General features: G+C 70.6%; 13 protein-coding genes and 3 pseudogenes. 9 read left to right on the top strand and 7 right to left on the bottom strand.

Translation table 11 applies throughout. The features are described 5' to 3' along the window. Together ACFU7Y_RS02785 and ACFU7Y_RS02780 are read left to right on the top strand one after the other, a co-directional pair. Positions 1-134: pseudogene (locus ACFU7Y_RS02785) on the top strand (IS5/IS1182 family transposase); the annotation flags it as partial. An 88-nt stretch (positions 135-222) separates the two neighbouring features. Next, the gene (locus ACFU7Y_RS02780; RefSeq protein WP_380766231.1) at positions 223-759 is read left to right on the top strand and encodes a hypothetical protein; all 537 of its coding nucleotides are present in this window, start codon (positions 223-225) and stop codon (positions 757-759) included. A gap of 135 nt (positions 760-894) precedes the next feature. Here ACFU7Y_RS02780 and ACFU7Y_RS02775 read toward each other — a convergent pair whose 3' ends face one another. From ACFU7Y_RS02775 to ACFU7Y_RS02765, 3 genes are all read right to left on the bottom strand, one after another. Next, positions 895-1,284: a hypothetical protein gene (locus ACFU7Y_RS02775; RefSeq protein WP_380766230.1), complete on the bottom strand. Its 390-nt coding sequence runs from the start codon at positions 1,282-1,284 to the stop codon at positions 895-897. Beyond that, a complete protein-coding gene (locus ACFU7Y_RS02770; RefSeq protein ID WP_224285034.1) occupies positions 1,212-1,538 on the bottom strand; it encodes a Pycsar system effector family protein in 327 nt (108 codons plus the stop codon). The genes ACFU7Y_RS02775 and ACFU7Y_RS02770 overlap by 73 nt, the downstream gene beginning before the upstream one ends. 658 nt (positions 1,539-2,196) lie before the next feature. Continuing rightward, the gene (locus ACFU7Y_RS02765) at positions 2,197-2,997 is read right to left on the bottom strand and encodes a hypothetical protein (RefSeq protein WP_380766228.1); all 801 of its coding nucleotides are present in this window, start codon (positions 2,995-2,997) and stop codon (positions 2,197-2,199) included. A gap of 1,150 nt (positions 2,998-4,147) precedes the next feature. On the opposite strand from ACFU7Y_RS02765, the gene ACFU7Y_RS02760 reads away from it, so the two are divergent. The 3 genes from ACFU7Y_RS02760 (at position 4,148) to ACFU7Y_RS02750 (ending at position 5,444) form a co-directional block, all read left to right on the top strand. After that, on the top strand, positions 4,148-4,579 hold the full coding sequence (locus ACFU7Y_RS02760; RefSeq protein ID WP_380766226.1) for a helicase associated domain-containing protein: 432 nt from the start codon (positions 4,148-4,150) through the stop codon (positions 4,577-4,579). A 112-nt stretch (positions 4,580-4,691) separates the two neighbouring features. After that, positions 4,692-4,928 carry a hypothetical protein gene (locus tag ACFU7Y_RS02755; RefSeq protein WP_224274437.1) on the top strand — a complete coding sequence of 79 codons (237 nt, stop codon included), beginning with the start codon at positions 4,692-4,694 and terminating at the stop codon, positions 4,926-4,928. A gap of 186 nt (positions 4,929-5,114) precedes the next feature. Continuing rightward, the gene (locus ACFU7Y_RS02750) at positions 5,115-5,444 is read left to right on the top strand and encodes a hypothetical protein (protein WP_380766224.1); all 330 of its coding nucleotides are present in this window, start codon (positions 5,115-5,117) and stop codon (positions 5,442-5,444) included. Between the two features lie 123 nt (positions 5,445-5,567). Here the strand turns inward: ACFU7Y_RS02750 and ACFU7Y_RS02745 are convergent, their stop codons facing one another. Further along, complete coding sequence (locus tag ACFU7Y_RS02745; protein WP_380766222.1) at positions 5,568-6,083, bottom strand: RICIN domain-containing protein; 516 nt, start codon at positions 6,081-6,083, stop codon at positions 5,568-5,570. Between the two features lie 802 nt (positions 6,084-6,885). Between ACFU7Y_RS02745 and ACFU7Y_RS02740 the strand changes: the two genes are divergently transcribed. After that, complete coding sequence (locus tag ACFU7Y_RS02740) at positions 6,886-7,116, top strand: hypothetical protein (protein WP_224274427.1); 231 nt, start codon at positions 6,886-6,888, stop codon at positions 7,114-7,116. A gap of 321 nt (positions 7,117-7,437) precedes the next feature. Continuing rightward, positions 7,438-7,581: pseudogene (locus tag ACFU7Y_RS02735) on the top strand (DUF664 domain-containing protein); the annotation flags it as partial. Positions 7,582-7,824: 243 nt separating this feature from the next. Here the strand turns inward: ACFU7Y_RS02735 and ACFU7Y_RS02730 are convergent. The 3 genes and pseudogenes from ACFU7Y_RS02730 to ACFU7Y_RS02720 all read right to left on the bottom strand — a co-directional run bounded on the left by ACFU7Y_RS02730 (position 7,825) and on the right by ACFU7Y_RS02720 (position 9,711). After that, positions 7,825-8,046, bottom strand: coding sequence for a hypothetical protein (locus ACFU7Y_RS02730; RefSeq protein ID WP_224274425.1), 222 nt, complete (start codon positions 8,044-8,046; stop codon positions 7,825-7,827). Between the two features lie 45 nt (positions 8,047-8,091). Next, positions 8,092-8,727: pseudogene (locus ACFU7Y_RS02725) on the bottom strand (transposase); the annotation flags it as partial. Positions 8,728-9,366: 639 nt separating this feature from the next. Next, on the bottom strand, positions 9,367-9,711 hold the full coding sequence (locus ACFU7Y_RS02720) for a hypothetical protein (protein WP_380766220.1): 345 nt from the start codon (positions 9,709-9,711) through the stop codon (positions 9,367-9,369). A 130-nt stretch (positions 9,712-9,841) separates the two neighbouring features. Here ACFU7Y_RS02720 and ACFU7Y_RS02715 point away from each other — a divergent pair, with 130 nt between their 5' ends. Continuing rightward, positions 9,842-11,122: a YncE family protein gene (locus tag ACFU7Y_RS02715; protein WP_380766219.1), complete on the top strand. Its 1,281-nt coding sequence runs from the start codon at positions 9,842-9,844 to the stop codon at positions 11,120-11,122. Between the two features lie 292 nt (positions 11,123-11,414). Then, positions 11,415-11,921 carry a cupin domain-containing protein gene (locus ACFU7Y_RS02710; RefSeq protein ID WP_224274420.1) on the top strand — a complete coding sequence of 169 codons (507 nt, stop codon included), beginning with the start codon at positions 11,415-11,417 and terminating at the stop codon, positions 11,919-11,921. Positions 11,922-12,213 lie beyond the last annotated feature (292 nt).

Genomic DNA, 12,213 nt, shown 5'->3' with positions numbered 1-12,213 from the left:
AACGCAACGTCGTCGAGCGTGCGATCAACAAGCTGAAGAACTTCCGCGCCGTCGCGACCAGATATGACAAGCGCGTCTACGTCTTCCTCGGCACGGTCACCGTCGCGGCACTGGCCATCTGGCTCCGCTCATGATCGACCGGACAGGACCTACGGGGCCACCCGCGAGCACTTCCTGGTCACCGTCCAACCGGGCTGGTTCTTCTCCTGCGACGGCTACCTGATGACCTGGACCATCGAAGCCTCACGCCTGGCCATCACCGCCGACACCAACCTGCTCCTGCCCCTGCTCCACGATCCGGTCCCGGACGTTCGGACTGCGGCCGCCGACGCGCTCGCTACTGCACTGGACCACCTCGGTCCCATCACAGTGGCGCTGCGGGCCAGGCTGGCCGTCGAGCAGGAACCACATGTCCGTGCGGCCCTCGTCCTGGCCTGCGCAGAACTGGCCCGCGGCCACTGCGAACCCGACACTGTCGGATGGCTCGGTACCCTGTGGCCCGACCCGGATCAGCCGGCGGATGTCCGCGTCGCGGCCGCACTCGCCTGGCTCTGCCTCACCGACAGCCCCGTCCCGGACTCCTTGCGCACCATGGTCGACGCCTTCGTCACCAACGACTCGGCCAAAGTCCTGGACGAGGTGCCGTGGTTCGCCCGTAACTACGGCCTTCTGAGCACCGTACGGCAACTCGTCCACGGCCGACCGTTCGCCTACCCCGTTCCCCCCTTGCCGAAAACGCCAAGCCACCACCCGCACTAGCGAGCGGTCTGATCTGATCGAGTCTGGGCCACGGCCGCTGAGCCCGAGGGCAACGACTCATCAACTTGTCAGGTTGGCCTCAGGAACAGGCAATTACCGCGACCTGCTGAGGGTCTTCGCCGCCTGACGCAACACTCAGCCCGCTGACGGCCCCGGGTCGCTCTCAGGTGCCCCGGGGCCGTCGGGACGGCGGGGCAGCAGGACGACGTTGCCTAGGTCCGCGCAGGGCTGTGCGTGCCGGTCGTGGGTGAGTACCGCTGCGGCGAGGGTGAGCCGGGTGATCTGTTGGCGGAGTTCGCGGATCTCGGCGTTCTGATCGGCGACGGCCTGTTTGAGGCGGGCGACGGTCTTCCGGAGCAGCTGTTCTGGTTCGGGGACCTGGCTGGTTTCGGTGCGGACCCGCTCGTAGAACTCGTTCTTCAGGTCCGCCGACGGGGTGGGGTGGTGGGTGGTCAGGCGGCGGCGGAGAGGAGGGCCGCGGCGGAGACGGCGAGGACGGCGACGAGTGCGAGGCGGGCCGCCCACTGGAGGAGGTGCATCTTGCGCTCGCACAGCACGCTGAGGGCGTGCAGGCGGGCGGGTCGGACGTCGTCGGCCAGGGCCTCGCGGATCTGGTCCGGGTCGGTGCAGCGGGCCCAGCGGGAGAATCCGTTGGACCTGGTGGGGTCGAGTTTGGGCATGACGACCAGGACCGAGAGCAGCGCGGAGGCGACGGCGGCCGCGATGCCGACGGCGGCTAGGGCGAGCGCGAAGGTGGGTGCCTTGCCGAGCGCGGCCACGCCGGCAATGAGGATGCCGGTGAGGCCGAGCAGCAGCGATGTCTTCGAATCCGTGCGGGCGAAAGCGCGCCGGTTCGCAGATTCCTGGATGCCTGAAACGACGAACCCGCGCGTCTCCGGCGGTTTGAGTGGCCGGAGCGCGCGCGTTCGTGGCATGTCGCGGGGCCGGAATCAGTGCACGATGGGGCGGTCAGGCCTTGCGCCGTTCGGATTCACGTTCGCCCGGGCTCTCGCATCCCGCGGACGGGCGGTCAGGGGCGGGAGATCACTCCGCCCCGGTGCGGGCCCTGAGAGGTCCGTACCGGGGCGGAGTGTGCGCGTCGGGCTACTCGGGTGACAGCGCTCATGGTGGCCGTCACCTCCCCGGCGCTCATCCCGAACCGCAACGGCCCCACCTCCGTGAACGGCTCCAGCACCCATTGCACGCGTTCCCCGTCCGGCCGGACACGCCACCACTCCTCAAACATGATCAACACTCTGCCTGACAACACCGCCATGCCGAACCAGTGGCACAACAGCGAGCGGGCACGGCACGCCAAGGACGACGAGCACCGTCTCGCCCGACAGTCACAATGACGGCGCGGCAGGCACAGCGCTACAACCCCGAGGCGGCCGGGGCGAGGGCGCGGCCTACGAGGCCGTGCCCTCGCGCTCTCGGCTACGGCTTCGTCTTGCCGGCGATGAACTCGTCCCAGGTGGCGACGGTGTCCGCCGGGGGCGCCGTGATGGCCGGGACGGCACCGAAGTCGGAGTACTCCTCGAAGACCTGGTCCTGGCCCTTGCTGCCGGTGGTGACCTCCTGCGACTTCAGGATGAGGTCGTCCTTGCCGACCCACATGTCGAGGACCGCCGAGGTCTCGCCCCGCCGCTTGGCCAACTGGACGTAGTAGTCGCGTACATCGTCCTTGATGGCGGGCCCGGTGTAGTGGGCCAGCTCGTCGAAGACCACCGTGCCGCGGTAGTGATCGGCCGGTCGGCCACCCACCTGCTCCTCACCGACCCACGAGGTGGACCCGGTCGCGGCGAGCGCGCCCGCGATCTCGTTGATGAACCCCGCCGCCCGCGAGTTGCCGGGGTCACCACCCCCGTTCTGGTCCATGCGGTACCAGCTCTTGCCCGGGACATGATCCGACTTCACATAGATCGCGTCGCCCATGGAGATCATGTGGTTGAAGCCGCTGGGGTTGTCCTCGGTCTTCTTCCCCCACGACTTGATGACCGAGGCGTACGGCTTCTGCTGGAAGAGCATCTCGGACCTGTCGGATCCGCCCTCTCCCGTCTGGACCGTCTTGTACGAGGCCCGTTCCGCGGTCTTCCTAGCCGCGACCACCAGCACGGTCCGAGCATCGGTCCGCTTCTTCGCCGCCTCGTCCTCGACCCGGCTCGCACCGCTGCTGTGGGACTCCCCGCCACAGCCTGCCAGAACCACCGTGAGCGCTGCCCCCGCAGCCGCCGCCACGATGCCCCTCCCCATCACCCGCACAGCTCTGATTCCTTCTCAGTTGTTTCGAAATTCACGATGATCATAGTTGTTTACCCAGGTCGGACCACCAAATGAATTTGCTCGTCCGCCTCTCGAAGCACCGCCCGCCCGCATCGGGCGGGCTGCTCCACCCGTGAACGGTGGGCGACAGAACGGGGCCGGCCGGACGAGCCCGAGGGGCCAGCGCGGACACCGGACCGAGCGCAGCGGACGGCCTGGCGGCCGACCAGGACCGCGACCACCGCCTACCGGCAGCTCGGCGACAAACACGGTGAAGCCAGCGCCTGGAACAACCTCGGCGCCACTCTCAAGGGGCCGCGCCGCTTCGAGGAAGCCGAACAAGCCCACCGCACCGCGACCACCACCTACCGGCAGCTCGACGAAAACTCGCCGAAGCCAGGGCCTGGAACAACCTCGGTGCGGCGTTGCGTGGTCGTGGTGAGTTCGAGCCGGCGGTTGAGGCGGGTGAGCGGGTGGTGGCCATGTTCGAATTCCTGGGGGATGAGCATCGGCGGGGTGAGGCTTTGGAGGAGTTCACCGCCACTCCGTCTGCGGCTGGATGGCCATCGGATGTCGTCCGAGCGGTGCGCCAGGACTCTGCTGAGGCGTACCGGCGGGCGGGCGCTGAGGAAGAAGCGGCGAGGGTGTCGGACATGGACGGCGAGTAGGGCGAGCTCATGCCTGTAAGGCGGCGTGTGTGCTTGCCGGCAGCGGTCTTGAGCCCTGCCGCCGACGCCAGGTCGACGGCGATGACGGTGAACTCAAAGCATTCGCGGCGCAGTTGGTTCGGCTGCAGGCCAGCGTAGAAATCGGCGGGGGTGCATCGCATCCGGCCTCGGCTCCACCCGACCGGGCCGCCACCGGCCACCGAGCCTCGCGGGCCATCCCAGACGACACGAAACCTTCAGCGGAAAGCGACAGAAGCCTTCAGTCCCAACGACACACGTCTTCAGCGGCGTGACCGCACCACCCCGGCGAGCTGGCCGCTGAAGGGAATCTGACGTACCAGCACTGAAAACAGCCTGTCGCCTAACACCGGGCCTCGGTCGGCGGGTACGCGATCGGGACATGGCTCTCGGAGCTGCGGGCTGCGGCCCAGGTGCCGGCCGGCCAGCCGGGGGCGCTCGTGCCGGAGCGGCGCCGGGCGCTGGAGGAGATCGACCCGTGGTGGTGCCCGGCCTGGCCGATCGCCTGGCAGCGTGTGTACGCGACCGCGCGGCAGTGGTGGTTGGAGGCCGACGGCCGGGTCGACTGGGCCGCGCTGCCTGCGGACACCGTCTTCGAGGGCGAGCAACTCGGACGGTGGGTGAAGGCGCAGCGGGCCGGGTGGGCCGATCTCGACCAGGAGCAGCGGGACCTGCTCGCGGCGATCGGCATCGAGGAGGACCAGGAGCTCGCCGCCGCGCGGGCTGCGGCCGCGGCGAAGCCGAAGGTGTCGCGGGCGGACCGGTTCGGCGCCGGCCTGGCGGCGCTGGCGGCCTTCGTCGAGCGGGTGGGCCACGTGAAGGTGCCGTGGGCGTACAAGACCGAGGAGGGGCTGTCTTTGGGGCCTGGCTGAACAACCAGAAGGCCCGGCGGGGCAAGCTGAGCGAGGAGCAGCGCGGGCAGTTGGAGGCCCTGGGGGTGGCCTGGTAGAGCCGCACCGGCCAGGCAGGTGTCCGTGGGCGGGGGTGGCGGCCTTCGTCTTCCTGCTGCTCGACTGCGTGGCCTTTGCGCTCGCGGCGGGCAGCCTGCGTGGCCTGCGGCGTGCGGTCCGCCTGTGGTTCGGGCCGGAAGCGTTCGTGATCACCGGCCCCCGCTGGGCCCGCCGAGCCAAGCGGGCTTGGATCGCCTTCTGGCTGGCGCTGGCCGTGGCGGCCGCCGGGACCGTGGTGGCGACGGTGGTGGCAGCCGCCAGCAGCTCCTGATCCGCCGGCAGCTCACCCCGCCCGCCCCTCGATCACCCTCGCCAGCCATAAACCCACCGCATCACCTGGGACCTGCTGCGGGACCACCGCGAGCTGGTCGACGCGGGCGTGAGGAACAGCTGCGGGTGAACCTGTCCATCGGTGACGCCCTGCCCCGGCTCGCACTCGCCGACGTTCGGCTCGGAGATGTCGACCTCAAGCAGGGGGAGTTGGTCCTGGTGCCGGTCGAGGGCGCGCTTCGACCCGGAGGCCTTCCCCGACCCCCACCGCTTCGACCTGGACCGCGCCAACGCCGCCGACCACTTGCCCCTCGGCGGCGGCTCCCACTACTGCCCCGCCACCTCACTCGGACGCGTCCACGCCCGGATCGCCCCGGAGGCGCTGCTGGACCGACTGCCGGATCTCGAACTCGCCTTGACCGTGAACAAGTTGGTCTGGCGAACGGGCTTCATGCAGCGGATTCCGGAGCGGCTTCCGGGGATGTGGCAGCCGAGGTCCTCGGGCCCCGCCCGCTGACCCTGTGACGCACCACCCGCATGCGGTCCGCGTCGGCCGCGGTGCGTGGGACAGCGAAAACAGGGCCTACTGGTAGCTCCAGGTCCGACCCGAGTTCCACCAGAGGCCCTGTCTTACGGCTTCTTACCCCCCCAGCTGCCAGCGGCGCGAGAGGTCGTTGTCGCAGGTGTACTGGACGAGGGTGACGTTGTTGTCCGCGGAGACCCCTCCGGCGACGGTCGCGCACTTGCCCGTCTTCACGTTGACGAACTGGTAGGAGCTGCCGTTGCTGTTGCTGAGGCGCCAGCGGCGCGAGGAGTCGTTGTCGCAGGTGTACTGGACGAGGGTGACGTTGTTGTCAGTGGAGACCCCTCCGGCGACGGTCGCGCACTTGCCCGTCTTCACGTTGACGAGCTGGAAGGTGTTGTTGCTCCAGTTGCTGAGATACCAGTGCCGCGAGGAGTCGTTGTCGCAGTTGTACTGGACGAGGGTGACGTTGTTGTCAGTGGAGACTCCTCCAGCGAGGGTCGCGCACTTGCCCGTTGCCATATTGACGACGTGGAAGCCTGTCTGTGCGCCCGCAGGGCCGGGGAGCAGCATCATGCCCCCGGCCACAAGCGCCGATGCCGTCAGGAGACGTGCCACAGTGTTCTTGGTCATCAGAGTGCTCCTCGCGTGATTACGGGAGGGGTGGAGACGGTCTCACGTGCAGCCTGCACTGCCGGTGTCGACCACGAAGGGTTGCCGGCGCAAGGGAACGGGGCGTGCCGCTATCGGAGCGGATCCGCCAGCCGTGTTCGCCGCCCGGTGGCGGGGCGAAGTGGCTCCTCGCCAGGAGCCCTGCCGTTGTCGCCAGACCTGGACGACCAACGGCACGAGGCCGGCTGGTGGCTGCCCGCACTCCGGCGCGCCATACGGCCACCGTGTCCACTATCGATGGCCGCAATCCGGCCCGCAACCGGAACCATGACCGGGAGCCGGTCTGCTGACTCCGGCCGCGGGGCCCGTCCGTGAGACGACGACTCCGTGCCGGCACGACGGGTGCGCGGGCGGCGATCGCCCGGAAGCCCGGGGTGGTGGGTTCGCGGTGGAGTCGTGGTGACTTGACGCCGAGTTCGGTGAGCGGGCGGCTGACGAGCTGCTCGATCCGGTCGCGGATCGGGCGGGCCGCGGCCACGTCCTGGCCGTGGTCCTGGCTGCCGCGGCCGACCAAATCCGTTGCCGGGCGGTGCGACTTCCGGCAGGCTGGTCGCCATGACGATCTGTCGAAAGGCCTATGTCGCGTAGGTCGCCCGCCCGCGTGCGCGCGGGCCTGAGCCGCATGCCCCGTCCGTCTGACCGCAGTCCACGTCGCGTCGTGCCCGGGGTCTCTGCTGCGACGCAGCGCCTGATCGCCGAGTTCGAGCGCGCCAGAGCACACCCTGGTGCGGTTGCCCTGGCCGTCACCGCATGGTCGAGAACGGTGCATTCCCGGCGTGTCCACCCGCCCGGTCCACCGTTCGTCGACGACTGCCCGTGTTGCGCGGACGACTACGGGCGCGATCTCCTGGAGGCGGCCCTGCGGGCCCTGCCCACTCGCGCCGCCCGTGAACTGAGGGCTGTGGTCAAGCCGCTGGACGAGGTCTTCCTCGCCCGCGTCCGACCGGACCCCGCCCACAACGGCCGCGAGGAGTGGTGGACACATGGGCTCTGAAGGTCGTCCACCACCGAGCGCCGCCAACAGGTCACGCTGCTCCTGGCCGGCTTCCGCCCGGGCCGCCCGCCCCGTTGCCGCCGGGAGTGACCGTTGGGTGTGGGTGTGTCGTTCCGGGGTGTTTGATCCGGCCGCAGCCGTGCCCGCGCGGCGTCGGCGCTTGAGCGCGAGATCGGCCCCGCCCCACAGGCTGCCCGGGCGACGGCGCACCGGTCCCGGGTGGCCGGGGCTCCACGGGCGGGACACAATCGTCGGGGTGGCGCGACATCCGCCGCCCCGCCGGTGGGACGGGGTATCGACCGGGAGGCGACTGTGGCCGGTGTGACCAGCACCGATCTTCTCGTGGACGCGTTCGACAGGATTCGTGAAGCGGTCGCCGACGCGGTCGACGGCCTGACCCCCGAGCAGTTGGCGTTCCGGGTGCGGGACTCGGCCAACTCGATCGCCTGGCTGGTCTGGCACCTGCTCGCCCCTCTGCGCGCCCGGCCGGCGACCTGGCGGAGCCGCCCGAGCAGGCTCCCGGGTGCGTAGCAGCGGGGTGCCGCGAACGTGTAGAGCGATAACGGCGTGGCGACTCCCCGTCGGAGGATGGAGACGCCTTACGGTCGTGCCGACTCCGAGCTGGCCCAGGACGGGACGCCCGTCAACCCGACACCGCATACGCCCCGACGGCTCGGCAACAATGCTGGCGACTCCGCTCAGCGGCTCCTACTTGCCGGGCAGGAACTCCGCGATCCGCGCGAACCGCGACGGGCCGGCCACCAGCATCCCGCTCACCACGGCGCAACCGACTACCACCACGGAGTGCACGGCTACGGGAAGCCCTGTCGAGGGGAGCAGCACGGTGGCGGCCACCGCCGAGGCTGTTGCGGCCGCGATCGCGAGGGCGAGCCGTACGGTTTCCGCAGCCGAGGCGCGCCTGGTCGACACAGGGCTCGCGCCTTCGAGTTCGGTTTCCGGTAGCAGGGCGGGCCATCAGGCCGGCGCCTCGACTTTTGGGTCGAGGCGCCGGAGGGTGAGGAAGGCGTGGGCGGCAGTGACCAGGGTGACGTGATGGTGCCAGCCTCGCCAGGTGCGGCCCTCGAAGTGGTCCAGGCCCAGGCCGTGCTTCATCTCGCGGTAGTCGTGTTCGATGCGCCAGCGGATCTTGGCCAGGCGCACGAGTTGGCGGATCGCGGTGTCGGGCGGCAGGCTGGTGAGCCAGTACTCGGTGGGCGCGTCGGCGCCCAATGGCCATTCGACGAGCAGGGTCTCGGTCGGCAGGACGCCGTCCCAGGCAGCGCTTCCGCCCGCGTCTGCGGCGGCGAGCGTGCGGGGGATCTTCCCCGCGGGCCGCACTTGCAGGACGCGGAAGTGCGAGCGCATCGCTCCGCGGCTGCCCTGACGCCAGGTGACCTGCCGGAACATCCGGCGGCCGCCCGCGGTGGCGAGCTCGTGCAGGGCTACGGAGTCCGTGCGGTAGCGGGGCAGTGTCCTGCGTCCTGCGCCGCCGTAGGCGGGCGCCTCGGGCTGCGCGTCGTGGCGGTGTGCGGTCTCGTCCCCGCGCACCGCCACGATGTAGTCCAGATCCTGCGAGCGCAGGGCATGACGGAAGGCGGCGGACTGGCCGTAGAGCTCGTGGTCGGAGTCGTGGGCGCCGCCGAGCGGGCCCTAGCAGGGGTGCACTGGCCCGGCCGTAGCTCGCGCCGCCGGAGGCGACGCAGGAGGCCACGCGCCGGATCCGCACCAACGCGAACCCCGCGCCCAGCAGCAGATTGCACGCGCGCGACCGGATGTCGGTTGCGCCGCCGGGCTCACTCTTGAGGTCGTAGTTGTCCAGCGGCACCCCCTCCGACGACAGCACATTCAGGGGGGCCAGCACGCCGCCGCGCTCCCCGCCGTCGGCGGCCTCGGCGGCCGACGCCCCGGCGAGCAGGAACAGGAACGTCATGCCCGCGGTCATCAGCACCATTCCGTAGCCCGCAGCAGCCGCCCAGCCGAGGTCCCCGAGCCCCACGGCGGCAGACCAGGCGTGCGGGTCGGCGGTCGCAGGGCCTACGGCCACCGCAAGCAGAAGACCCACATCGGCCACCTCGGTGACCGTGCCCCGGGCCAGCCCTCCGCCCGGTACCAGCGGGCGCAGCGGGTCCAGGACGGGGAGGGTGCCGCTGGGGGTCTGCCGGGCGCGGGTGGCTGGCGAGGTCGCGTCCATGAGGTCGGCCAGGCGCCGGGCAGGGTCGGCGGGGGCGGGTTCGGGGACGGCGGTGAGCGTCATCGGGACCGCTCGCCGTGGTGGGGTGCGGTGTCCGCGGCGGGGTCGATCAGCCGCAGGCTGTCGTCCACGATGACCCATCCGGCCTGCTGGTCCTCGCCCCAGCGGGCGTAGGCGATCCAGGGCGCGTGCGGGGTGGGTCGTCGGCGGATGGTGATCAGGGCCGAGCGCCAGGTGCCGGCGGCGCGGAGCCAGGCGAGCCGCCAGCAGCCCTCGCCCGGCTCCACGCCGGACGGGCCCGCCAGCTCGGGCAGCACCCGGACGGTATCGCGAGGGGCGGAGGCGGCACGCGCGGGTTCGGCCAGGGGACGGATGCGGGCGGCGTCGAAGAGGTTCCCTGTCAAGTTGTGCGTGTTGAGGTTCCGTGACCGAGACATGCGTGACGGTTCGTCAGGGTACGAAGGGGCGGTGGAGAGCGGTGGGGACCGGGCGCGTGGGGCGGCCGGTGCCGCTCACCGGCAGGGAGAGCAGGGCATGACACAGTCCGACGGCTACCACTTCTACATCGCGTACTCGGGCGGCGACTCGTTCGCGAACGGGCTGGCGGTCCTCGATCCCGGCACCGGACGGATCAGGGCGACCGCGGGGTCCGGTCCGTTGCGGGGGGTGCTGGCCCGGCACGACGGCACGGGCACTCGTCTGTACCTGCCGCTGGAGAGCGACGCGATCAGCCGCACCGGTCAATTCGCCATGGTGGACACCCGGACCCTGGAGGCCGAGACCTCCACCTACCGGGGGACGGCCGTTCTGAGCGCCGTGGACCCGGCCGCGACCCGGCTGTTCCTCCTGCAGCTGCGGGACGGGGTGATCGAGGTGGACACCACCACCGGCGCGAGCACCTTCCACGAGGCGCCGGGCAAGCCCTTCACCACCTGGATGACCCAGGCCTCCGACACGGGAAAGCGGCTGTACCTGGGCAACGTGAACAACGCCGGCAACAGGAAGCACACCCCCTACGTCATCGCCCTGGAAGGCGGCGTCCCGGTCACGCCACAGGCCGGCGAGCAGAGCGACGAAGCGGGCGCGGCCGTCGTCGTCGCCGCACCCAAGGAGAACTTCACCGTCCGGATCCTGCTCAGCCCCGACGGCGCCACCCTGTACGCCTGGGTCCCCGGGCACACGGACCCGCTGGTCGCCATCGACACCGCCACCATGGCCGTCACCGCCCGCGCCGAGGGCCCCGCCCCGGCCGCCACGGCCATCACCCCGGACGGCACCCGCCTCTACGCCCTGTACGCCGACGGGCGCGGCCTCGTGCTCGACCCGGCCACCCTCTCCGAGGCCGGCACCTTCCCCGGCCTTCCCGATGCGGCCCCCGTCCTCGCCGCCGCGCCGGACGGCACCCTGTGCATCGGCTACTCCAACCGCATCTGCACCGTCGTACCTCCCGATGCCGACACCTCCTCGGCCCCCGCCCGCCTGAACGGCGTCCCACTGGCGGTGGCCGCCGCCACCGCGACCGAAGTCGCCCCCCAGCCCGAACCCGAGTACGTCGGCGAATACAAGCGCGACGGGGCGCTCCGCAAGGAGCAGGACGGCAACCTGTTCACGGCCGGCGCCTTCTGCCCCCGGGGCACCCGCATCCCCGGATACGACAAGGTCTACGAGGGCCACTACATCCTCACCGACTCCGACAGGGACGAGAACGGCGGCGTATGGCGCAAAGTCCCGTACGGCGGTCAGAGCAAGTACTTCTACCGCATCCCCCAATGGGGCAACCTGCTCGTGGACGGCGACCAGGTCACCTGGAAGTAGCACCGCAACCCGCGGTCACGCCGGCGCGGAGACCACGAGCCTTCCACCGGCGCAACCGGCCCGATCGGCATCCGGCATCCGGGCGTGCGGCCACCGCATCCCTCGGCGTGCCGTCCTGGGGCCAGGGGCCGACGGGGGGTGATGCAGACAGGGTCCCTTGGGCCTGTGTCGTGGCAGGCCGCCCGTCATCCGGCAGATTTCCAGGCCGGGGTGCTGGCTCTGGTGGAGGCCGACGCCGATCGACGGCGGGCCTGCCTGACAGGGAAGAGATGGGTACGGTGGGAGTGTCCTGGTGGTCCTGGTGCTCTCGTCACAGGGAAAGGTGCGTGCCATGGATGTCGTTCTCGTCCCGGCGGGTGGTGGCGAGGTGCTTGCCGGCTCGACCGGGATGCGCATTCTGGAGGACGGCTCGCACACCGGGCACCGGGTGGGGGTCATGGTCGGCCGTCTGCCGCCGAACAGCGGCGGGCCGCCTCAGCACATCCACCGTCAGCACTCCGAGACGTTCTACGTCCTGTCCGGGACGATGCGCTTCACGTCCGCCGGCGAGCACGCTGACGTGGCTGCCGGAGGAATGGTGACCGCACCGATCGGTGTTCCCCACACCTTCTCGAACCCGGACCCCGCCGAGTGGGCAGCCTTCATCTGCACGGTGGCTCCGGACCTCTACATCGGCTACTTCCGCGACCTGTCCACCCTGATCGCGCAGCACGGCAGCCTGGACCAGGTGGAGGAGAACGCCATCCTTGAGGTGATGGCCCGCTATTCGACCGAGCCGTACCCGCCGCCGGGGTCATAAGCAACCACAGCCCCGGACTGGAACGGGTGCGCACTCCCACGCAAGCAAGCAGCACTCCCCCACGCCTGCGAAACGCCCTGACAGACTCACCATCAGCGCTGGGCACCGCAGTCCGGGAAACACAACTGCCACCAGGCCACCGCTGTAGCCGCCGAGCCCCGCTCAGCGCTCCCGCAGCTCCAGCACCGAGCCATCCTGGCTCCCAATCGAGCCCCGGCACGTCCAGCACGGGCGCAGCGAGGCGTTCGCCGTGCGGGCGGTTTCCAGTTGCTCTTCGGCCTCCCGTTCCAGG

It is taken from the genome of Kitasatospora sp. NPDC057542 (assembly GCF_042801945.1).
Lineage (GTDB): Bacteria > Actinomycetota > Actinomycetes > Streptomycetales > Streptomycetaceae > Kitasatospora.
The sequence above is the reverse complement of the archived record's forward strand: the minus strand, read 5'-3'. Positions and strand labels throughout refer to the sequence as shown.